This window comes from Silvibacterium acidisoli, from assembly GCA_022870745.1.
Lineage (GTDB): Bacteria > Acidobacteriota > Terriglobia > Terriglobales > Acidobacteriaceae > Silvibacterium.
In genome coordinates this window covers 475,495-497,209 of sequence record CP085323.1, presented here as the reverse complement: position 1 = coordinate 497,209, position 21,715 = coordinate 475,495, and the positions used below count along the sequence as shown (strand labels likewise).

The window sequence follows — 21,715 nt, the reverse complement described above, 5'->3', positions numbered from 1 at the left end:
GGGCGTGGAATGCCAAACTTTAGAAGGTGATCTTGGCCGCGACCTGGCCGATACGGGGATCGCGGGAGCTGATGACCTGCCCAAACTGGCCGGAGTTGGTGATATTTCCGACTGGGTTGATGAAGTTGGTGTGGTTGAAGATGTTAAAGAACTCGCCGCGGATCATCAGAGACACGTTGTCGTGAATCGGTATCGATTTGCTCAGGCCGAGGTCGGTCGTCTCGATGCCTGGGCCGGAGAAGAAGCGCACCGGTGTCGCACTGTGTTCGCCCAGGTTCTCTGGGCGAAAGGAGTCATTGCCGTTGAAGAAGAAGCCGCCGTTCTTGTGCGGATCCATCTTCTTCACCGCTCCCGTCTGGACGGGGAAGTCGAGCGCCGGGTAGTAAGTCAGCCCGGCGTCGTCGTTTTCCGTAAGAGCCACGGGCAGGCCGCTGGTGGCGCGGGTAATGCCGGAGATGCTCCACCCGGTAGTAGCCCGTTTCGAGACCGATCCGAAAGCCTGGTCGAAGGGAATGTTGTAGCTGTAGCTGATCACAAAGTTGTTCCGCATATCGAAGGCCGAGAGCGCCCGGCTCTGCGCGGGGTGAAAGGGATTCAGGCTGTTGAAGACGTTATCGATGGATTTCGAATAGGTGTAAGCCGCCAGGAATGAGAAGTTGTTAGCGCGGCGCTCGAGCGTAAGCTGCAGCGCGTTGTAGTTCGAGTTGCCGAGGTTCGAGACGATCGGCGTCGGGTCGAAGGTGACCTTGCCGTGGCTGGTGGTTTCGCCGAGCTGCTGGTTGCCAAGTCCTACGAGCGTTCCGTAGACGGTGGAGTTGTCGGCGCGGGTGTAAACCGACGGTTCCGAATAAGGGCCGCACTGCTGCGTGCCGGGCGCGACATCCTGCGGCTGGCTGAGGCTCTGGCACAACGCTGCGTCGCCAAGGTTAGGTTGCAGATTTACTTCAAGCCGATGAGCCTCGGTGCCGACATATCCGATCGTCGCCACCATCGATTTGCTCAGCTCACGCTGGATGGTCAGGTGATAGTGCTCGGCGTAAGTGATGGCGTTCTTCACGTTGTAGCCAGGTGAGTAAAGCGGATAAAACTTGTCGAAGCTGAGCGACTTGTTGGCCGGGCTTCCCGGCACCGGGAAGGTGAATGGGAAAGGATTGCCCTGCGATGCGCCGGTGGCGCGTGTCTGAAAGGGCGTGTCGAAGAGCGAGGGCGAGGTGCTCTGCCAGTAGATGCCGAAGGGCGCGTCACCAATGATGCCGAAGTTGCCGAGATCGGCTGCGCCTACGTAATACAGTCCGTAGGCTGCACGGATGCTCGTCTTGCCGGGGCCGCCGAGCATCTTGCCGAAGAAGTTGTCGCCGCCGCCCGGCTGCCATGCCAGTCCGAGGCGAGGCGCGAAGTTATGGAAGCCGGTTGGCGATACGGTGCTGGGTACGCCGGGGTCTCCGGGAACGACGTAGCCGAGCGGCGAGAGCGGGAAGACCTGCGATTGTTCGCCCTGGACGATGGTTTCGGTCTTGCCCTGCGTGTCATACCAGGGCATCGAGATATCCCAGCGCACGCCAAGGTTGAGAACCAGGTTCGGCTTGGCCTTCCAGCTATCCTGCGCAAAGAACCCGCCGTAGCGGCTGCGGTTGTCCTGCAGCTGCTCGGTGCACTGAACGTAGTAGTTGGGCGCGCCCAGCAGGAAGTCGGCGAAGTCGCTGCCGGTCTCGCTGCCGTTGAAGGTGAAGTTGCCGAAAGGGGCGCAGATGTTGCGCACGATTACCTGGTAGTAACGGCCATCGGCGCCAAACTTGAGCGTGTGGTTGTTGACGATCTTTGTAAAGTTGTCCCAGATGCCGAAGGTGTTGTTGACCTGTTTCAGGTTCAGGAACGTGTTGCCGAGGCTGAACTCGTTGGTGGCGATCTCCGGCACTACTTCCTGGTAGCCTGCCGGACCCGAGGGATTAATGCCGTTTGTGCCAACTCCCGTGGTGAAGCCAAGCGAGCTGAGGCTGGCGAAGCCGCTGGTCGGGTTGGCCGTCTGCACGTAGGTGCGGAAGAAGCTGATGCGGCTCTCGTTCACCATGGTCGGGCCAATAGTCTTTACATCGCCCGCGGTGAACATCTGCGCGCGCGAGGGTGAAGCCGTGGCAAAGCCCGGTAGGTTATTGCCGCCCAGAGCGCTGTCAACGGTAGTGTTGTCGAAGTGGTAGTAGAACGACAGCGTTCCGGCGCTCTTGGTATCCAGGTCGACCCGCTCGCCGATCTTGTCATCGGTGATGGTGTTCTTGCCGCTGTTGTAGCTGTAAACAGGTTGCCCAGCGGGCAGATTGGGGATGTACGGCTCGACATTTGTCGAGACCTTGTCGAACGCGGCCTGAGGAATCACGCCGTTCGGGAAGATGTCGTTATACGCCTCACCAGCCGTCACAGTCTTGCCGAGGCGGCTGGATAGAAGCTGCGCCCAGTAGGCGCCCTGCACAACGGTGGGGTTTCCACTGCCGTCTACAAATGCACCGGGGCCAAAGTTGCCGGCGCGCTGCGCATCGGTAGGCAGGTTCACCTGGCCTGTGCTGCTGCCCTGCACCTGGCGCGTGCCCTGGTAGTCGGAAAACCAGAAGAGACGGTTGCGCCAGAAGGGTCCGCCGACCGCGTAGCCAAACTGGTTGCGGTGCAGCTCGGCTTTCGAGGGATCGAAATAGTTGCGGGCATCGAAGGCGTCGTTGCGAAGAAACTCAAAAGCGTCGCCGTGAATACTGTTGGTTCCGGACTTGGTGATAGCGTTCATGATCGCGCCGCTGAACTTGCCATACTCGGCGCTGAAGCTGTTGGTGATGAGGCGGAATTCGGCGATCGAATCGAGATTGGGGATGAGCCCAGCTCCCATGTTCTTCGATTCGTTCACGTCGGCCCCATTCACCATAAAGGAGTTGCCGGTCTCAGGTTGTCCATTAACCGAGACGTTGCCGGGGTTGCCGATCTGTCCGGAGACGGTGCGATCGCTCGGCACCGTACCAGAGGTCACCGGAACCACGCCAGCCTGCAGACCCAGCAGGTCGAGATAGCTGCGGCCGTTCAGAGGCATGGCCAGCATCTGCTTCGATTCAACGACGCCGCCCAGCTGCGTGTTTTCTGTTTCTACCTGCACGGCGTCTGCCTGCACGCTGACGCTCTGCTGCACATTGCCAAGGGTGAGGCGAGCATCAATCTGAAGCTGGTCGTTTACCTTGAGGTCGATGCCTGTTGCGGTGAATGTTTTAAAGCCGGAGGCGGTTACGGTAAGCGTGTATGGGCCGGGAGGAAGCGCGAGGAAACTGTATTGCCCCGACTGATCGCTGACGACTTTCTGAGCAGCGTTGGTGCTGGAGTTGGTTGCAACCACCTCGGCGCCAGGAAGGGCCGCTTCGGAACTGTCAAAGACCCGGCCGCTGATTGCGCCGTTGACCTGGGAAAAGGCCGGAGCCACAAATACCGCTGCGGCCAGCCAAAAAAAGAGACACCACTTCACCTTCATCTGAAAATCGCGCATTTCGCCTCCAGATAAATCAGCAGTCAAAAATGTGAGAAATCGCGTGAGCTGGCGGGACCTTACTTAACAATATTTAGTAAGGATGTACTCGAAGTCCGAATCCTGCAACAGTTTTTTTACAAAAATAGCGGCGAATTTCTTCCCAGGCGTAATGCCTGCGCAATCCGCTTATGGCGCGGATAAGAGATACTTCTCGCGATCAGGGCAGGCGGTCGCGATAGCGATCCCAGTGTGCGACGAGTTCGTCGACGACGGGATGACCTACGGCGTAAGCCGCTTCAAGGGATGGAAGGTAGGCGCCGTACTTGCTGATCTTTTGCGCAGCCAGGCTTTCGGCGGCCGTCAGTCCTGCTGGTTGCTGGTCGTAATTGCTGACGGTACGCAGCACCAGGACACGGTCAAGGTCGATACGCTTTGCATTCGCGAGAAAGGTAAGCGATTGCAGGGTGCCGCTGTCTTCCATGCCGGTGACAACGAAGTTTCCCTTGCCGCCGGTGTAGTAGCTGTCCCAGCGGTTGGCCCACTCGTCCATTTTTGCGCCATGCCAGAAGGTTCCAGCCGAGACCTCATCCCCGCTGGTAATGAAGGGCGGCCGTTGCGCAGCTTGTTGCGGAAAGTGCGAGCGGCGCTCCTGGAGTGTCGGCGTATCGGCGAGTGGAGTGGATCTGGTCAGTGCGAGCGCCCAGTCTGTCAGGTGAGGATTCAGCGTGTAGACCATTCCTGGCGATGTTTCCATGGGCTTTTCGTAAGGAGCGTATTTGCCGAGCGGCACGTAACCGGTAGGCCAGTCCGCGGGGATCTCTCTCGCGTCGATCTCGTGCGCGATGTCGCCTTCGACAACGTTGCGCACCCAGACGGCCGAGCCGAGGGAGACATCTGCGGGATCGCCTCCCGCGATACCAGCCACGATCCAGTAGGCATGGCTCAGGTCGAAGCGAGGGTCGAGGCCAAGCGCCATGATCGATGCGGCAGCATGCGCGGTGGCAATGCCGGTGAGAATGCCAAGAACACCCTGGTCGTTCATGCGAAGCGGGTGATATCCGGCTGGTAAGGGCATTACGCGGTTCAGGTGCTCGCGCTCGACCCAGTACTGAAACTCGCCCGGTACGTCGCCAGAGTCCTCGCCCGGTTCGAACATGGCGACTACCACTACCTTGATCGGGATAGGCGCCGGCCCGGCTGCGCAAAGCGTACGGGTGAAGAGAACAAATGCAAGGGACAACACTCCGCAACGAATGCGCATGGATTTTCCTTGGCAGGGAATGATTGGTCCTCCACAGAGTAAGGCGCAGTCAAGGGAATGAAAAGACTTCATTGCGGCGATACGATAGACAGATGCATCCGCTGCTTGAAAAAGAACTCGCTACCTTCGAATCGCGCACACCTTCTTCCCACGCCGCCCTAAAGCGTGCCGAGCCTCGCATGCCGCTCGGAGTGGCCAGCAACTTCCGCAGCTATGAGCCGTGGCCGCTCTTCGTGAAGGATGCAAAAGGTTCGCACTTTCACGATCTTGACGGTAATGAGTATGTGGATTTCAACCTTTGCTTCGGGGCTTTAATGGCAGGGCATTGTCATCCAGCGGTGATGGCTGCGGTGGAAGAACGCCTGAAGGTCGGCACGATGTATGGCATGCCGCATACGCTCGAGTACGAGCTTGCGGAAGAAATCTGCCAGCGCTTTCCCGTGGAGCAGGTCCGTTTCGGCAGCAGCGGGACCGAGGTAACTATGCATGCGATCCGGCTCGCACGCGGCTACACCGGCCGGGACAAGATTATCAAGATGGAGGGCGCATACCACGGCGTGCACGACTCCGTGCTGGTGAGCATGAAGCCAGCGGCGGATCTCTTCGGTGACCCCGAGCGTCCGGCGCAGGTTCCAGCCAGCGGCGGCGTTCCGGCAGATACGGTCAAGAACACGCTGGTCGCTCAGTTCAACGATCTGGCGATGGTGGAGCGCCTCTTCGCGGAGAACCGCGGACAGATCGCCGGTGTCATCATCGAGCCGATCATGATGAACATCGGCATCTGCATGCCTGAGCCTGGATACCTCGAAGGCCTGCGCGAGATCTGCACACGCGAAGGCGCGATGCTGATTTTTGATGAAGTGAAAACCGGCGCAAAGCTGGGCCGTGGCGGAGCCTGCGAATACTTTGGCGTGAAGGCCGACATCGTGGCGCTGGCCAAGTCGATCGGCGGCGGCTTTCCGCTTGCCGCCTTCGCTACCAGCAAGAAGGTGATGGATGCAATTGCACAACATAAGGTCTTTCATGCTGGAACCTACGCGACGAATCCCCTGGTGATGGCGGCGGGGCTTGCGACCTTTCGCGAGGTGCTCACGCCCGAAGGCTATGCGCACATCGCCAGGGTCAGCGAGAAGCTGGTAGCTGGCTACAAAGAGATTGCGCAGAAGAACGGCATTGCCGGGTACGTCGAGAGTGCCGGGGCCAATGGAGCCATGCTGTATTACCCAGGTAAGATTCGCAATTACCGCGATTGGCTCAAGGTGGATGTGGACCTGTGGCGGCTGTACTGGTTCGGAATGGTGAACAGAGGCGTGATGGCGCAGCCGTACTGGTGGGACGAGCAGTGGACGTTATCGGTGGCGCATTCGATGGAGGATGTCGATCGGCACCTCACCGCCTTCGAAGACCTCGCGCCGTCTATCGCGCAGATGCAGCAACGCGCCGCTCCGGCAAAAGCCTGACAAGCATTGAGCCTTCGGTCAGGGAAGCTTGCAGCAGTCTTCCTTGACCGGGGGCTCGGTATTGCTGGCATCGAGCGCCACCTTCCAGCTATTATCCTTCTGCTTCTTCCAGACGGTCATGTAACGGCCGCTGGTTTTCTTTACCGAGCCGTCGCGATCTTTAAAGCTGCTCTCATAGTGTCCCCAGGTAAAACCCATATCGCCGTTCGGACCCATGCGGCCGCCTTCTGGCCGCCATGTGAGCTGATAGGTTTCGGGAGACCAAGTCGCTTGAGCCGCGATGGCGGCACGCCCCGTCACAGGAGCCTTTCCGTCTGACAACGTCACGGCATCTTCAGCGAACCACTTTGCGAAGGCAGGGCCGCCGCCGCTGGCTGTATCCTCGGCAAAGTTCGATTCGAGGTTGAAGAGAAAAGATACATCGGCAGAGAACGCTGGGTTGGTCAGCGCGTCGGATCCCGGTTTAGGAGACTGCGGCAGATTCAAAGGCAGCTGCGCGAGTGCCGGCGCGGCCAGCAGCCAGGCGCTGAGAAAAAACGAGGAGCGATTCCATCGAGCCATGCACCATAATGCTAGCAGCGCCATGAACACAAATGCATCCGGCTTTCGCGGCTTTTATGCCGCCGCCGCAACGGCCCTTTACTGTGCAGGTTTCGGCATCGCTGCCGCAGGAAGCTTCCGGCTCGCTGCCGCGCTGCGCATCGCGGGGCTGCTTGCGTTTGCAATTGTGGCTTTGCGCCGCCGCTCCCTTACTCTCTGGATCTTCTTCAGCATGGTCGCAGGTGTGGAGATTGGGATCGATGCGCCGCGCGCTGCATTGTCGCTGCATGTGCTGAGCGATATCTTTCTGCGCCTGATCAGGGTGATCGTTGCGCCGCTGATCTTCGGCACACTTGTAACCGGGATTGCAGGACACGGCGAAGCGCGAAGTGTAGGACGGATGGGCGTGAAGTCGATCGTCTACTTCGAAGTGTTGACGACCATCGCGCTTGTGATCGGACTGGTGGCGATCAATGTTTCAAAGGCCGGTGTTGGGCTCGATGCATCGCATGTAGCCGTGCCGGCATCCGCGCTGCCGGCGGCGGAGCTTTCCTGGCAGCAGTTCCTGGTGCACGTTTTTCCTGACAACATTGCCAGCGCCGTGGCCGGCAACCAGATCCTTCAGGTAGCGGTTTTCGCGTTGTTGTTCGGACTGGCTCTGACCAGGCTGAGCGAAGAGAAGCGCACGCCCCTGCTGCGGCTGGCAGAATCGCTCACGGAAACCATGTTCGCTTTCACGAACCTCGTGATGTATTTCGCACCGTTCGGCGTGGGCGCTGCGCTGGCCTTTACGATCGCGCAGTCGGGGCTGGGCGTGATGTCGCATCTCGTCAGGCTTCTCGTCACGTTGTACATTGCACTGATCGCTTTTGGACTGCTCGGCATGTTGCCTGCCGCGCTGCTGGCCAGGATTCCTGTGCGCGAATTCCTTCGTGCTGTTGCAGAGCCTGCAACGATCGCTTTTGCAACCAGTACCTCGGAAGCGGCGTTGCCTCGCGCGATCGAATCGATGGAAGCCTTCGGCGTTCCGCGCAGGATCGCAGGCTTCGTCATCCCGACCGGCTACAGCTTCAATCTCGCCGGCTCGGCGCTCTACCTGGCCCTGGCCTCTATGTTCGTGGTGCAGGCCGCAAATATGCACATGAGCGTAACGAAGCAGATCGTAATGCTCGGCACCCTCATGCTCACGAGCAAAGGCGTGGCAGGAGTGCCTCGGGCCGTTCTCGTTGTCCTGCTGGCAACCGCTTCTGTCTTCGGACTGCCCGAACAGCCGATCTTCGTCCTGCTCGGTATAGACGCACTTATGGATATGGGACGAACTGTCATCAACGTGGTGGGCAACTGCCTTGCCGCAGCGGTGATCGCAGAGTGGGAGGGGGAGTTCCGCGCCGAGGCGGTGTCTGCGGAAGCAGCCATGTCATTACAGGACTGAATCCTCTTCGTACTCATTTCACAAGGAATTGATATACTCAGGCAGGAAACAGTTCGATGGCTGGAACCGCTGCAAGGCCCCATTGAAGGGGTCTTTTTTGATAAGCGGAAACAGGAGGTCGATCCTTTTCACGCATGGGCACTCTACTCGATACCGTTCACTCTCCCGCTGACATCAAGAATTTTTCCATTCCACAGCTTGAAACGCTGGCGCAGGAGATTCGTGAGCGACTGATCGTTTCTCTTTCGAAAACAGGCGGGCATCTCGGGCCAAACCTCGGAGTAGTTGAGCTCACGCTCGCCATGCACTACGTGTTCGATACGCCGACGGATAAATTCGTCTTCGACGTGAGCCACCAGGCCTACATCCACAAGCTGCTCACCGGCCGCCGCGAACGCTTTGAAACAATTCGCCAGCCCGGTGGATTAAATGGCTTCATGTTGCGTACGGAGAGCGAGCACGATATCTACGGCGCAGGCCACGCAGGTACGGCCCTCTCCGCCGCGCTGGGCATGGCGGTAGCGCGCGACCTTGCCGGCGGCTGCGAACATGTTGTTGCCCTCGCCGGCGACGCCGCTTTCACAAATGGGATCTCGTTCGAAGCGCTGAACAATATCGCTGACCAGACGAAGCGGCTGATCGTGGTGCTCAACGACAATGAATGGTCTATCGATCGTAATGTTGGAGCGATCGCGAAATATCTGCACAAGATCGTGACGAATGAACACGTGACGAATCTTCACGAGAGCGGAAGACGCCTGCTGGAGAAGTTAGGCGGCAAGGCTGCTGTCAATGTCGTGCGCCGCGCAGAGGAAGCCGCGAAAGGCCTGCTATGGCCATCGGTCTTCTTCGAAGAGTTCGGGCTCACATATTACGGCCCGCTCGACGGGCACAACCTGTCGCAGCTGATTGAGACCTTCAAGTTTCTAAAGCAGCAGGACAAGCCTGTGATCCTGCATGCCATTACGCAGAAGGGACGAGGCTTCCAGCCGGCACTCGATAAGCAGAAGAAGTTCCACGGGCTTGGGCCGTACGACCCTGAGACTGGCGAGACCAAGCCGGTAGGGCAGCGGACGTACTCTGAGGTCTTTGCCGATACGCTGGTGGCTCTGGCGAACGAGAACGATAAGATCGTCGCCATCACCGGAGCGATGCCCAACGGCACTGCGCTCGATCTTTTCCGGCCTCATCATCCCAAGCGCTACTTCGACGTTGGCATCGCGGAAGAGCACGCGGTGGTCTTCGCCGCGGGCATGGCCACGCGCGGATACAAGCCTTACTGCGCGATCTACTCAACTTTCCTGCAGCGCGCTTTCGATCCCATCGTGCACGATGTCTGCCTGCAGAACCTGCCTGTGGTCTTCTGCATGGATCGCGGCAGCCTGAGCGGCGACGATGGCGCGACGCATCATGGCCTCTTCGACATTTCGTATCTGCGCGGCATCCCGAACATCATCCACATGGATCCTGCCGATGAAGACGAGCTGGCAGACATGATGTACACGGCTATGCTGCATGAGGGGCCATCGGCCATTCGGTATCCGCGCGGTACGGGACCGAATACGCCTGTGAAGGCGCATCCCCAGGCGCTGGAAATCGGCAAGGCAAAGGTGGAGCGCCACGGCGATGAGATCGCCATCCTCGGTCTCGGCCAGATGCTGCCGATGGCGCACGAACTTGCGGACGTGCTTGAACGCGAAGGCCATTCGGTCGCCGTGATTAATCCCCGCTTTGTTAAGCCGCTCGACCGCGAGGTGCTGGCTGCATATGCAAAGAACGTAACCGCATTCGTTACATTTGAAGATCACGTGCTGATGGGCGGGTTCGGCAGCGCTGTGCTCGAAGCCTTGAGCGAGATGGGCTTCGACGTTCCGGTCGTGCGTATCGGCTGGCCAGACGAATTTATCGAGCATGGCAAGGTCGATCAGTTGCGTGAGAAGTATGGCGTCAGCGCCGCAGCCGCTCTTGAAAAGCTGGCGCCTTACCTGCGCCACCGCGGAGCGCGCCGGCTGGTCACTCGCTAGGAAGACTGGGTGCCCACATTCGATCAGCGTTGCTGGCTGCGGCGCAGCTCCGCGAGCAGTTTTTCCATCTGTTGCTGGCGGTGGCGAAAGATGCTTCTGACCTGTCTCTCGGCAAACAGCGTGTGCGCAATCTCTCCCGCGAATCCAAGCGTCATCGCATAATGCACATCATCGGTCACAAGCGTACCCGCGATGCCCTCGCGGGTTTCGTCTTTTGCGGAGTGACAGTGCTCCCACTCGCCAAACGGGCCGTGCAGCTGGCGATCGCAGAAGCGTTCATTCCATGCAAAGTCTGAGATAAGCGCTTCCCACGACAGGCGAACCGGAGAGAACGGAATAGGCCGGAAGCTGATGGTGATGAGCGAGCCCTTTCCTGCGGCCACGCGCGGTCGCAGCGGTCCTGGCGCGGGAGCAGGAGGCGGCACGATCTGTGCTTCTTCGATGCGTGCCATCTGCCATGCGGGCATCAATCGCGGCAGATTCTCCGGGCTGGCCAGGAAGCCGAAAACGAAGGCTCGAGGATACGGCAGCCACTGGCTGGTGGTGAAACGATGCAGCACTGCTCCAACATATCAGCGGACGAGGATTTACGAAACAAAGTCGAGTATCTTGGTGTCCAAGAGAAGGTAGTCGGGAGGAAGCAGCGTGAAAATCGGTGTCACCGGAATGGTCCTCGCTCTCGCCGCATCGCAGTTCGTATCTGCCCAGCAGAACGACTCGCGCTCGGCCTCGCTCACCATCTACAACAACGACCTCGCCGTCGTGCGCACCAATGTCGATCTCGACCTGAAGAAGGGCATAAACGAGATCACCACGACCAAGGTCACGCGGCAGCTTGAGCCGGATTCGGTGGTGCTGCGCGATGCCTCCGGCCAGCGCAGCGTGCAGGTGACCGAGCAGAACTACGACGCGGCGCTCGCATCGCAGCCGTGGATGCTCGAGAAGTACGAGGGCCAGACGATCGACTTCCAGGTTGTTCATGGCGATCGCGTCGAAACCGTGCAGGGCAAAATTCTGCGCTCCGGCAATGACGGCACCGATCCGCTGATCGAGGTCAACGGCAAAATGCAGTTCACGCTGCCCGGTCAGCCGCTCTTCCCGGCATCGACTGACGGACTCCTGCTGAAGCCGACACTGCGCTGGCAGATTTATTCGGAGAACGCCGAGCATTTCCCCGCCGAGCTTGGCTACCTGACCCACGGATTCAACTGGAACGCCACCTACAACATCGTCAGCTCCGAGGGTGGCGCATCGACCTCGGGCGACGAAACGATGGATCTCGTTGGCTGGGTCACCATCGGCAACCACAGCGGGACAGACTTCGATGACGCCAAGGTAAAGCTGATGGCCGGCGATGTGAACCGCGTGTCGAATGGAGCGGCCGCCGGCATTGGTGGCGCGATGATGATGAAGGCCATGGCTGCGCCCGCACCTGTCACGCAGCAGGCCTTCGACGACTTCCACCTTTACGACCTGAACCGGCAGGTATCGCTGCGCAGCGGCGAAACTAAGCAGATCGAGTTCCTGCGTACGGCAAAAATTCCTGTCACTCGTCGCTATGTCTACGACGGAGGCAATTCCGTACCGCACCTGGGCGTGGTCCGCGGAGTCGCTGGCGTCCAAATGGCTGAAGGCGCAGCCAATAAAACGGTGCGCATCGAGCAGTCCTTCGTGAACACCAAGCAGAACCACCTCGGCATGCCGCTGCCCGCGGGCACCATGCGTTTCTATCGCCGCGACAAGGATGGACAGATGGAGTTCGTCGGCGAAAGCCAGATTCAGCACACGCCCGAAGGCGAGAAGGTCGAGCTCTCGACTGGAACGGCCTTCGACGTAACCGGCGACCGTAAGCGGACCGACTTCAAGACCTCGCACGAAAACCAGGTGACCGACGAATCCTTCGAGATCACGGTGAAGAACGCGAAGGACAATCCGGTGAATGTCGACGTGGTCGAGCACCTGAACCGCTCGATGAACTGGGATGTAGTCGAGAAGAGTTCAGCTTTCGAGAAGAGGGACAGCTCGACGGTAGTGTTTCCGGTGAGCGTTCCAGCGCACGGCCAGCAGAAGGTGACGTACACGGTTCACTACAACTGGTAGCGGCAGAACCAGGGTGCCCCATTCAAGCTTCGCTTGGGTGGGAGGAGTGATGCCGTTACATCCTGCTATCCCACCCAAGACGATGAAACCGTCTTGGATGGGGCACCCGATGTTCTTCACTTTATGGCTTAGTTAGTTCGGCATCAGAACGGTGTCGATCACGTGGATCACACCATTCGACTGGTATACGTCCGCGATGGTGATAGTAGCCATGCCGCCTTTTTCATCTGTCAGCATGAACTTGCCGCCGCTCATGGTTGCGGTGAGCGTTCCGCCTTCCACGGTCTTCAGTTCGGCCTTGCCGTTACCGGACTTGATCATCTTCTTCAGATCCTTCGAAGAAACCTTGCCCGCTACCACGTGATAGGTGAGCACCTTGGTCAGCATCGCCTTGTTTTCCGGCTTCACGAGATTATCGACGGTGCCCGCGGGCAGCTTATCGAAGGCTTCATTGGTCGGAGCGAAGACGGTGAACGGGCCGGGGCCTTCCAGGGTTTCGACCAGCCCTGCTGCCTTGACTGCGGTTACGAGTGTCGTGTGGTCTTTCGAGTTCATCGCGTTTTCCACGATGTTCTTGCTGGGATACATGGCAGCGCCACCCACCATGGGGTTCTTCTCCGCGTGTGCGGAAAATCCTGCGAGTCCGAAAATCAAAGCCAGCGCAAGTACGAAATGCTTCTTCATGTCTCTTAATCCTCCGGTTGAGCGTTGCGTTCCTGTATTTCGTAAGTGGTACGACGCCGTGGAGAAAAACAGATCGCTCTTGTGCAGGTAAATCTCCGTGAGCGAATTTGGATTCATGCGGGATGGTAAAAATCCGCTCTTTTGGAACCAGGTGGTCCATTCAAGCCTCTGTTGCTTGAGTGGGGAAAGAATCGCGAAGGCTTGTTCAATCCCACCCAAGACGATGAAACCGTCCTGGATGGGGCACCCGCGGTTGTGGCCTGAAATACCCGCAAATCCTTCTGCCGTTTATCCTGTAAACAGCGGTACCTGATCTGGATCAAGCGACAGGGCCGGTAGACAGGAAATGACCCAGACCTCACCCACTTCATCTCCTGTGCGAGAGCGGCAGCACATCCGAGCGAGCGAGAAATGGATCGTCGCCATCGGCGTTCTCCACCTTTTGAAAGCTGTGCTGTTTGTCCTCCTCGGTTTCGGTGCCCTGAAGTTGCTGCACAAGGACCTCATGGACGTGGCGACGCACTTCATCGTCGACCTGCGTTTCGATCCTGAAGGCAAGTTTGTCAACCTGGTCCTCGACAAGCTTTCTCTCATCGACACGCACCGCCTGAAGCAGATAAGCATCGCCATCTTCGCTTATGCTTCGCTCGACGCCGTTGAGGGAGTCGGTCTGGTGATGCGCAAGCGCTGGGCGGAATACATCACCCTCGCGCTGACCGCGTCATTTCTACCGTGGGAGTTTTACGAGATCCTTCGCCATGTGACCTGGCTCAAGATAGGATTGACGCTGATTAACCTCGCCGTCGTCGTTTACCTCGCAATTTACGTTCAGATGAAGGTGAGAGAACAAAAAGCGGAAGAGGCGAGCCGGTAATTATTGCTCCGGGTTGTCCAGGGACCGGGAAATTTTTCTCTACCCTGTGATATTCGATCTGGCAAGCGTCTTCTAAATACAGTGAACCATAACCGTAAACACCATCGGTTGGGTTTTACCAAAGTAATAAGCCCCATTGGTTGAGTTTTCCACCGGCCATTCACAGGGCTCTTCCGCAATCCCTATCTCGGCTTTGAAATTCCTTGATTTTCCGCTTTGACGGGGCTCCGGGTTGATCTACGATTGTGGACGAAAGGGGCCAAAAAGGGACAAAACGGGAGCAGTACTTCAATTTGGCAGGAAGCAGATGGCCAAAGTGGACGATAAGCCCTCCAGACAGCCCTTAAGCCTCAGTCGAGAAATGCAATGTTCCGTGGAAACTGCCCAACCCGCGTCGACGAAAAAGGCCGCCTGAAGCTTCCGGCGGATTTCAAGCGCGTGGTCGAGGAGAAGTACGGGACGCAGTTTTACATCACCAGCCGGGACGGCCGGGATGCGGAAATCCACCCGATGTCGGAGTGGGAAAAGATCGAAGAAAAGATCGCCGCAATCCCCAGCTTTAACCCGGCGAAGAAGAAGTTGCTGGACCACATTAACTATTACGGTCACGCAACCGAGATTGATGCGCAGGGCCGATTGCTCTTACCCCAGATTCTGCGCGAGAAGACGAACACGATGGGCGACGTCCTCGTGTTTGGAATGCAGACGTTTCTCAAGGTCACGAACCGCGAGGCGTTTGTAAACAAGATGGAGTCAGAGCCCATGAACGAGGAAGACGAGAAGGCTCTGGAGGCATTCAACCTGTAATAAAACCCCCAAGGGGGAGCACATGGGCGACGAACGGCATGTGCCGGTTCTTTTACAACAAGCGATCCGATACCTCAATGTGCGTCCGGGCGGAACTTACGCCGACGCGACGCTGGGATGGGCGGGGCACTCAAGCGCGATTGCAAGAGCGCTGGGGCCGGAAGGCAAGTTGATTGCCTACGACCGCGATCCGCATGCGATGGAAATGGCGAAGGCCAGGCTGGCGGCTCTGAAAGAGGAGCTGGGAGCGGCGATGCCCGAGATTGAGCTGCACGATGTGGAGTTTTCGCAGGCAGCCGAGCGGCTGAAGCCGGGAAGTCTCGATGGGCTGCTGGCGGATTTCGGAGCCAGCTCCATGCATTTCGACGATGCGCACAGGGGATTTAGTTTTCAGGCGGACGGACCTTTGGATATGAGGATGAATCCTCGCCAGGGTGAGACCGCCGAACAAGTGGTAAATCAGATGGACGAAAACGAGCTCGCCAATTTGATTTACGAATTCGGAGAGGAAAGGAGGTCGCGGAGAATCGCCAGAGCCATTGTCAGGGCCCGGCCGATTACAACGACGGCAGAATTGGCCAGAGTTGTAGCGGCTGCGGCCCCGGCGATGAAACAGAAGGGCGTTCGACACGCGATCCATCCGGCAACACGGACCTTTCAGGCTCTTCGAATTTATGTCAACGCAGAGCTAGACGAGATCAAGGCGCTTTTAGACGCAGCGCCAAAGTTGTTGAAACCAAATGGAAGGCTGGTGGTGATCAGCTTCCACTCGCTCGAAGACCGGTTGGCGAAAGATGCGCTGCGGGCAGCAGGGCAGCAGGGAATTTATGAGGTACTGACGCGGAAGCCGGTAACGGCTGAAGCCGAGGAAACGGATCGCAACCCGCGGGCACGCAGTGCGAAGCTGCGGGCAGCGGAAAGGATCGGGCCGGGGTCGTCCCACCGTAGCAAAGGCGAAAGTTCGTACGACAAACCCCGTAAGATCTCCTTCCAGAATTAGCGACCCAGGCCCGGTCGTTGGAAGGAAAAGAAGATTGGAATTTTTGAGGAAATGAGTACCTGGCCGAAGCAGATGCTTTGAGCCGGAAATGAGGAGTAACCATGGCGACACAGGCAATCGCAGCGCAGGCAGGCTTCGAACCGCGGGAGAGCAACTTCGACCGCGCGATGGAGCGCAATCAGTCACTGCTCGCGGCGCAGCAGCGCGCCCGCCGCGGCCCCACGCCTGAGGTGCTCTTCACCAAGCGTTTCGACAATTCACGGCTGATCAAGGCTGCCGACCCGGCGCGCGCGCGCGAAATGCGCACCTTCGCCTGCGTGATGGCGCTGCTCTTCGGCCTGATCATGATGTACGGATGGCAGCACCTGAGCGGCATCGAGTACGGCTATCGCATCGAGTCTGAGAAGCAGTCTCTGCAGCAGCTCGAGGAGCAGAACCGCCAGCTTCGGCTGACCGAAGCGCAGTTGGGAGATCCCGAGCGCATCGACCAGATGGCGCGTCAGCTGGGTCTTGCCGCACCGCGCCCGGGCCAGGTCGTTCGCCCGGATGGCGCCGCAGATCCCAATGCGCCGGTGCTTGCGGAAGCTGCGCCGCTCGTGCCAGCGATCCGCTAAAAAATTTAACATCGGGGAGAGAGCCTGTTTTGAAGCGCCTTCCGTTCACTCCCCGCCTTCCTTTCCGTCCGGCCGCGAGGCCGGCGGCTACTTCTGTCTCCAAAACCGGTGTGGTCACGCCAATCCAGCGGCCCCGCATGTTTATCGTGCTGGGTCTTATTACGCTATGGCTGGTCATTATCTGTTTGCGCCTGGTATGGCTCCAGGTCTTCAAGCATCACGAGTACGTGGAGCAGGCCGCGAGGCAGCAGCAGCATGGCTTTGAGGTTGCTCCGCGGCGCGGCATTCTGTATGACCGTAATCTCCACGAGCTGGCCATGACCGTGCTGGTGGATTCGATTTATGCTGTGCCCTCCGAGATTGGAGACGCGCGCCCTGCGACCGCGGCAGCCCTGGCGAAAATCGTCCACATCGACCCGACGGACGGTTTTACCACGCAAAAGCAGATCCTGGCGCGTTTGAACGCCTCGCGAAATTTCGCATGGATTGCGCGCAAACAGAATGCCTCGATCATCGATAAAGTAAAGGCCCTGAATCTGAAAGGCGTCTACTTTCAGAAAGAGTTCAAGCGCTTCTATCCGGATAACAGGATCGCCGCGCAGGTGCTTGGCTACGTAGGTATCGACGACAACGGCCTGGGCGGCCTCGAAGAAAACTTCGACGAAGACCTGCACGGAACCCCGGGCCATATGCTCACAGACGTCGATGCGCGCAGGCATGTTTTGAGTAGCGAGGAACGTGAACCGCTGCCGGGCGAGAATCTTGTTTTAAGCATCGATGAGAACATCCAGTTCATGGCCGAGCAGGCGCTCGACAAGAATATGGAGCGCACGCATGCGCAGAACGGCACGATCGTGATCCAGGACCCGCACACCGGGCAGATTCTTGCGCTGGCAGTGCGGCCGACATTCAATCCCAACGATTTCCGCCATGCCACGACGGATCTGTTGAAGGACCACGCTGTGAGCGATGTGTACGAGCCCGGTTCGACTTTTAAGCCGGTGACCTATGCTTCGGCGCTGGAAGAAAAACTCATCACGCCGGATACGCGCGTAGACTGTGGCGGCGGTTCGATGGTTGTGGCCGGCCATACCGTGCATGATGCGCCCGGCGATCATTTCGGGGTCATTCCTGCATGGGAAGCCCTGGCTCATTCGAGCAATGTATGCGCTATCCGCGTGGGTCAGCGTGTCGGTCAGGACAAGCTCTTCAAATACATCAAGGCCTTTGGATTTGGTGAGCGCAGCGGAATTGAGCTGCCTGCCGAGACGCGTGGTCTGCTGGAGCCGCTGCGGCGCTGGAGCGCGGCCACGATGGGCGCCGTTCCAATGGGGCAGGAAATTGCGGTGACGCCTATTCAGATCGCCACAATGGTCTCCACCATTGCGAATGGCGGCGTCTATCTGCCTCCGCACATTCTGCTCGAAAGCACCGAGATGTCGAAGACCGATCCAAGACTGAAGCCTGAGACCTTCCACCCGGGCACCGGCCTGCCCGAGCATCTGCCCGATGGCTCGCGTCGCGTGATCTCGGAGCTGACCGCTGCACAGGTGCGAAAGATGATGGAAGACGTGGTGACTCTCGGCACCGCGCGCGACGCCGTTCATCTCAACGGATACAGCGCGGCCGGCAAAACCGGTACCGCGCAGAAGATCGATCCGCGGACCCACACTTACTCCAAGGTCAATTTCGTCGCTTCCTTCGTTGGCTTCGCCCCGGTCAATAATCCTGCGATCACGATGGCCGTGGTGATGGACTCGCCACAGCACAGCATGCACTTTGGCGCACAGGCCAGCGCTCCGGTCTTTCAGGACCTGATGCAGCAGGTCCTCGAATATCTTGGCGTACCGCACGACGAGCCGATGAAGACCCCGCAGGAGTTGGCAGCGGTACAGAAGACCACCTCGGTGGAAGAAGAGCCAGAAGAGCAGGCGGATGACCTGAACTCGCTCTTCGCCGAGGTGAACAACCTGCCTGCGGACGATCCTCTGCGTAAATCGCAGACGCAGCACGACCCCGTGCCGGTTGCAAAGGACGCAGCCACAAACGCCGAAGCCCAGGCCGCGCCAACCGCCGCAGCCGGGCCGGATGTGCCTCCTCCGCAGCCCTCTCCAAAGCCTGCGGTTCCCTCTGCTGCGAACGAGACTTTGCCAGCGCCTCCGGAAGAAAAGCCTGCGAAGCCTGCCAGCAGTTCCGTAGTGGTTGCCTCCGGAAAGCATGTGACGGTGCCGTCGTTCCTCGGCCAGCCGGTCCGGAAGGTGATCGAAACGGCGGGCGCTGTGGGACTTGCAGTTCAGGTCAGGGGCTCAGGTATCGCGCGCGATCAGGCTCCCGCTCCCGGAACCTCCGTCCCTGCGGGGACAGAGGTGGTCGTTCGCTTCGACCGCTGATATTCTTCGCCTCCTTCCCCATAGAATGGGAACTGCATGAAGATGAATGAGATTCTCGCAGGCGTGGATTTTCTACGCCGAACGGGCCGCGATGCGGACATTTCCGGCGTAGAGTATGACTCGCGCCGCATTGGGCCAGGCTCGCTTTTTGTCGCGATGCAGGGCGGCACGACCGACGGCAATCGCTACGCAGCCGCGGCCATCCACAGCGGAGCCGCGGCAGTCGTTACCGATTCCGAAGCGACGTATCGCGAGATTGAGAACTCAAACGCGGAGTTGGTTCTAGTTGCACATGGACGCCGCGCCCTGGCCCAGGTTTCAGCGAACTTCTTTGAGCATCCTGAAGAGACGCTGGCGTTGAGCGGAGTGACGGGCACGAACGGCAAAACTACCACGGCATTTCTGCTCGATGCCATGTTGAACCACGCCGCACGCAAGACCGTGCTGATCGGAACCATCGAGTATCACGTTGCCGGAGCAGTCAGATCATCGCCGCACACTACTCCCGAGTCGCGCGATCTGCTGGCCCTCTTTCGCGAAGGCGTAGATGCAGGCGCGACCGAGGCGGTGATGGAGGTCTCCTCGCACGCACTGGCGCAGGCCCGTGTGTATGGCCTCGCATACGACGTGGCCATCTTTACGAATCTCACCCGTGATCACCTCGACTTTCACGGCACGATGGAAGACTACTTCGCAGCCAAGAAGAAACTCTTCGACGGCAGTGAATTGCGGGCACCGCGTGTGGCCGTAATCAATGGCGACGCCGCCTATGGGGCACAGCTTGCAGAAGCTGCACGCAAAGTTGGCGCAGAAGTTTTCCTGTACGGCATCAGTGAGGGCGATTATCGTGCGGACCGGATTCGCATGAATGCTGCCGGTATGGAGTTTGCGATGGTCACCCCGCAGGGCCGAGTCGATATTGCCACGCGCCTCACAGGCCGGGTAAACATCTATAATCTGCTCGCCGCTTCCGCTGCTGCGATGGCTCGTGGGCTATCGCTCGAGGCGGTTCGCGATGGAATCGCCTCGCTAGCCTGCGTGCCGGGCCGCTTTCAGAGCGTAGACGCCGGGCAGGATTTCACGGTAGTAGTCGATTACGCCCACACCGACGATGCGCTTCGCAACCTGATTGCGCTGGCTCGCGAATTCGTAACTGCCACGGGTGGAAAAGTGATCACGCTCTTCGGCTGCGGAGGAGACCGCGACCGCACCAAACGTCCTTTAATGGGGCAAGCCGCGGCCGAGGGCAGCGATTTCGTCGTCGTTACATCCGACAACCCGCGCAGCGAAGATCCCGAAGCGATCCTGCGGGATATCCTGCCCGGCATCAAGGATGGCAAGGCGGAATTTGTAACTGAACTGGATCGGAAGGCTGCGATCCGTTTGGCGCTGGAGCGTGCAAAGCCCGGCGATATCGTTCTGCTGGCAGGCAAGGGCCACGAGAAGACGCAGACGCTGCGCGAAGGAACGATTTCCTTTGACGACGCCGAGGTGGCCGTTGACGCCCTTCGGAATTTGAAAGGAGCAAGGGCATGAGGCTAAGCCTGGAACAGATTGCGCAGTGGTGCGGCGCAGAGATTCATGGTGCACATGTTGCACACGCCGACAGCTATTCGATTGACTCGCGCACCCTCCAGCCCGGATCGCTTTTCATCGCTGTTCAAGGTGAACGCTTCGATGGCCACGCCTTTGTCGATGCAGCCTTCGAGCGTGGAGCCGTGGCAGCAGTGGTGGCAAGGCACGCTTTACACACTCTTTCACACGCCGCGAAGGAAAAGCCGCTGCTCGTTGTCGATCACACCCTCACTGCGTTGCAGCAGCTTGCCGAGGCCGTACGCAAGCACTGGGGCAAGCGCGTGGTTGGCATCACCGGTTCGGCGGGCAAGACCACGACGAAGGAAGCGATAGCGCAGGTGCTCAGCTCGCGATTCCAGGTGCTGAAGTCACAGGGCAATCTGAACAATGGGTTCGGCCTGCCGCTGCAGTTGCTGCGCCTCGAAATGAGCGACGAGATCGCCGTGATTGAGATGGGTATGTCGAGCGCCGGGGAAATCGCCGCGCTGGCCGCGATCGCACTGCCGGACTGGGGAGTCGTTACCAATGTAGGCAACGCGCACGCAGAGTTCTTCGCCGATGGAATTACCGGGATTGCGCGAGCGAAGTACGAACTCGTACAGTCGCTGCCCGCGCACGGCGTGGCCTTTTTGAATTGTGATGACGCATACGTTTCGCAGTTTGGCAGAGGGTTTCACGGGAAAGCGGTTTACTTCGGCCATGGTCCGTGCGCCGATCCGCGTGCGGAGTCGATTGAAATGCTCGGAGCCGAAGGGCTCAGAATCAAGGTGCGCTTCGGCGAGGAACACGACTCTCTGCACCTGCACCTTTTGGGCGAACATAACGTCTCGAATGTCCTGGCAGCCATTGCGGTCGGTCTGGAAGCGGGTATCCCGCTGGCTGAATGCTGTGCGGCCCTCGAAGAGCTGCGTCCGGAGGAGAAGCGCGGCCGCATCGTAACCTGGCGCGATGCCAATATTATCAACGACAGTTACAATTCCAACCCTGAAGCCCTGCGTGCAATGATTGGAACGCTGGCCGCGATGCCGGTTGGCGAGGGCGGACGCCGCATTCTCGTCGCCGGTGAGATGCTCGAGCTTGGAGCGGAGTCGAAGGCATTGCACGAAAGCTGCGGAAGGGCAGCAGCAGTGGCGGGCCTCGATTTTGTAGCCGGAGTGCGTGGATTTGCCAGGCACATCGTTGAAGCGGCGCAAAAGGCTGGTGTGCCTGCGGCCTTCTTTGAAGATGCGCAGGATGCCGGCGAGTGGCTCCGCACGAATCTGCGTCCGGGCGACGCTGTGCTGTTGAAGGCTTCGCGGGGTGTTCGTCTGGAACAGGCGCTCGACGGACTGCGGGGCTAAGAGCTTCGAGGCCTTGTCAACAAGCGTCCCGCTTAATTAGGGCGAAGATCGAATTATTTCGACCCCGATAAAGCAAGATCGAATAGACTTTTTAAGCGAGCGGATTTGCCGCCGCGAAAGG

The 21,715-nt window shown here is 59.0% G+C and carries 16 protein-coding genes; 11 read left to right on the top strand and 5 right to left on the bottom strand.

The window, feature by feature from the left end; translation table 11 throughout:
• Positions 1-19 precede the first annotated feature (19 nt).
• Both LJD29_RS02045 and LJD29_RS02040 read right to left on the bottom strand, forming a co-directional pair.
• Complete coding sequence (locus LJD29_RS02045) at positions 20-3,511, bottom strand: carboxypeptidase-like regulatory domain-containing protein (protein WP_446744092.1); 3,492 nt, start codon at positions 3,509-3,511, stop codon at positions 20-22.
• Positions 3,512-3,710: 199 nt separating this feature from the next.
• Positions 3,711-4,754 (bottom strand): purine nucleoside permease, encoded by a 1,044-nt coding sequence (locus LJD29_RS02040; protein ID WP_446744091.1) that lies wholly within the window; start codon positions 4,752-4,754, stop codon positions 3,711-3,713.
• Positions 4,755-4,846: 92 nt separating this feature from the next.
• Between LJD29_RS02040 and LJD29_RS02035 the strand changes: the two genes are divergently transcribed.
• A complete protein-coding gene (locus LJD29_RS02035; protein ID WP_446744090.1) occupies positions 4,847-6,214 on the top strand; it encodes an aspartate aminotransferase family protein in 1,368 nt (455 codons plus the stop codon).
• An 18-nt stretch (positions 6,215-6,232) separates the two neighbouring features.
• On the opposite strand, the gene LJD29_RS02030 is transcribed toward LJD29_RS02035, so the two are convergent.
• Positions 6,233-6,775 carry a YybH family protein gene (locus tag LJD29_RS02030; RefSeq protein WP_446744089.1) on the bottom strand — a complete coding sequence of 181 codons (543 nt, stop codon included), beginning with the start codon at positions 6,773-6,775 and terminating at the stop codon, positions 6,233-6,235.
• Positions 6,776-6,797: 22 nt separating this feature from the next.
• Between LJD29_RS02030 and LJD29_RS02025 the strand changes: the two genes are divergently transcribed.
• The gene (locus LJD29_RS02025) at positions 6,798-8,186 is read left to right on the top strand and encodes a dicarboxylate/amino acid:cation symporter (RefSeq protein ID WP_446744088.1); all 1,389 of its coding nucleotides are present in this window, start codon (positions 6,798-6,800) and stop codon (positions 8,184-8,186) included.
• A gap of 134 nt (positions 8,187-8,320) precedes the next feature.
• Positions 8,321-10,210 carry a 1-deoxy-D-xylulose-5-phosphate synthase gene (gene dxs / locus LJD29_RS02020; RefSeq protein WP_446744087.1) on the top strand — a complete coding sequence of 630 codons (1,890 nt, stop codon included), beginning with the start codon at positions 8,321-8,323 and terminating at the stop codon, positions 10,208-10,210.
• A 23-nt stretch (positions 10,211-10,233) separates the two neighbouring features.
• Here dxs and LJD29_RS02015 read toward each other — a convergent pair whose 3' ends face one another.
• Positions 10,234-10,770 (bottom strand): SRPBCC family protein, encoded by a 537-nt coding sequence (locus LJD29_RS02015; RefSeq protein ID WP_446744086.1) that lies wholly within the window; start codon positions 10,768-10,770, stop codon positions 10,234-10,236.
• A gap of 85 nt (positions 10,771-10,855) precedes the next feature.
• On the opposite strand from LJD29_RS02015, the gene LJD29_RS02010 reads away from it, so the two are divergent.
• Complete coding sequence (locus LJD29_RS02010) at positions 10,856-12,310, top strand: DUF4139 domain-containing protein (protein ID WP_446744085.1); 1,455 nt, start codon at positions 10,856-10,858, stop codon at positions 12,308-12,310.
• Positions 12,311-12,442: 132 nt separating this feature from the next.
• Here the strand turns inward: LJD29_RS02010 and LJD29_RS02005 are convergent, their stop codons facing one another.
• On the bottom strand, positions 12,443-12,994 hold the full coding sequence (locus LJD29_RS02005; protein WP_446744084.1) for a fasciclin domain-containing protein: 552 nt from the start codon (positions 12,992-12,994) through the stop codon (positions 12,443-12,445).
• A gap of 346 nt (positions 12,995-13,340) precedes the next feature.
• On the opposite strand from LJD29_RS02005, the gene LJD29_RS02000 reads away from it, so the two are divergent.
• From LJD29_RS02000 to LJD29_RS01970, 7 genes are all read left to right on the top strand, one after another.
• Entirely contained in the window at positions 13,341-13,868 is a 528-nt protein-coding gene (locus LJD29_RS02000; protein WP_446744083.1) for a DUF2127 domain-containing protein, read from the top strand.
• 366 nt (positions 13,869-14,234) lie between these two features.
• On the top strand, positions 14,235-14,675 hold the full coding sequence (locus tag LJD29_RS01995; RefSeq protein ID WP_446744082.1) for a division/cell wall cluster transcriptional repressor MraZ: 441 nt from the start codon (positions 14,235-14,237) through the stop codon (positions 14,673-14,675).
• 22 nt (positions 14,676-14,697) lie between these two features.
• Entirely contained in the window at positions 14,698-15,675 is a 978-nt protein-coding gene (gene rsmH, locus LJD29_RS01990; RefSeq protein WP_446744081.1) for a 16S rRNA (cytosine(1402)-N(4))-methyltransferase RsmH, read from the top strand.
• Between the two features lie 101 nt (positions 15,676-15,776).
• On the top strand, positions 15,777-16,289 hold the full coding sequence (locus LJD29_RS01985) for a cell division protein FtsL (protein WP_446744080.1): 513 nt from the start codon (positions 15,777-15,779) through the stop codon (positions 16,287-16,289).
• Between the two features lie 29 nt (positions 16,290-16,318).
• Positions 16,319-18,679, top strand: a complete 2,361-nt coding sequence (locus LJD29_RS01980) for a PASTA domain-containing penicillin-binding protein (protein WP_446744079.1) — start codon at positions 16,319-16,321, stop codon at positions 18,677-18,679.
• Between the two features lie 36 nt (positions 18,680-18,715).
• Positions 18,716-20,215 (top strand): UDP-N-acetylmuramoyl-L-alanyl-D-glutamate--2,6-diaminopimelate ligase, encoded by a 1,500-nt coding sequence (locus LJD29_RS01975; RefSeq protein WP_446744078.1) that lies wholly within the window; start codon positions 18,716-18,718, stop codon positions 20,213-20,215.
• Positions 20,212-21,594: a UDP-N-acetylmuramoyl-tripeptide--D-alanyl-D-alanine ligase gene (locus LJD29_RS01970; protein WP_446744077.1), complete on the top strand. Its 1,383-nt coding sequence runs from the start codon at positions 20,212-20,214 to the stop codon at positions 21,592-21,594. Before LJD29_RS01975 ends, LJD29_RS01970 begins: the two co-directional genes overlap by 4 nt.
• Positions 21,595-21,715: the final 121 nt, after the last annotated feature.

What these genes read in the sequence shown, in the direction of transcription:
- LJD29_RS01970 (WP_446744077.1), top strand. Translation starts at nt 20,212, where the DNA reads ATGAGGCTAAGCCTGGAACAGATTGCGCAGTGGTGCGGCGCAGAGATT.
- LJD29_RS01975 (WP_446744078.1), top strand. Translation starts at nt 18,716, where the DNA reads ATGAAGATGAATGAGATTCTCGCAGGCGTGGATTTTCTACGCCGAACG.
- LJD29_RS02035 (WP_446744090.1), top strand. Translation starts at nt 4,847, where the DNA reads ATGCATCCGCTGCTTGAAAAAGAACTCGCTACCTTCGAATCGCGCACA.
- LJD29_RS02025 (WP_446744088.1), top strand. Translation starts at nt 6,798, where the DNA reads ATGAACACAAATGCATCCGGCTTTCGCGGCTTTTATGCCGCCGCCGCA.
- rsmH (WP_446744081.1), top strand. Translation starts at nt 14,698, where the DNA reads ATGGGCGACGAACGGCATGTGCCGGTTCTTTTACAACAAGCGATCCGA.
- LJD29_RS02000 (WP_446744083.1), top strand. Translation starts at nt 13,341, where the DNA reads ATGACCCAGACCTCACCCACTTCATCTCCTGTGCGAGAGCGGCAGCAC.
- LJD29_RS01985 (WP_446744080.1), top strand. Translation starts at nt 15,777, where the DNA reads ATGGCGACACAGGCAATCGCAGCGCAGGCAGGCTTCGAACCGCGGGAG.
- LJD29_RS01995 (WP_446744082.1), top strand. Translation starts at nt 14,235, where the DNA reads ATGTTCCGTGGAAACTGCCCAACCCGCGTCGACGAAAAAGGCCGCCTG.
- LJD29_RS02040 (WP_446744091.1), bottom strand. Translation starts at nt 4,754, where the DNA reads ATGCGCATTCGTTGCGGAGTGTTGTCCCTTGCATTTGTTCTCTTCACC.
- LJD29_RS02045 (WP_446744092.1), bottom strand. Translation starts at nt 3,511, where the DNA reads ATGCGCGATTTTCAGATGAAGGTGAAGTGGTGTCTCTTTTTTTGGCTG.
- LJD29_RS02030 (WP_446744089.1), bottom strand. Translation starts at nt 6,775, where the DNA reads ATGGCTCGATGGAATCGCTCCTCGTTTTTTCTCAGCGCCTGGCTGCTG.
- dxs (WP_446744087.1), top strand. Translation starts at nt 8,321, where the DNA reads ATGGGCACTCTACTCGATACCGTTCACTCTCCCGCTGACATCAAGAAT.
- LJD29_RS02005 (WP_446744084.1), bottom strand. Translation starts at nt 12,994, where the DNA reads ATGAAGAAGCATTTCGTACTTGCGCTGGCTTTGATTTTCGGACTCGCA.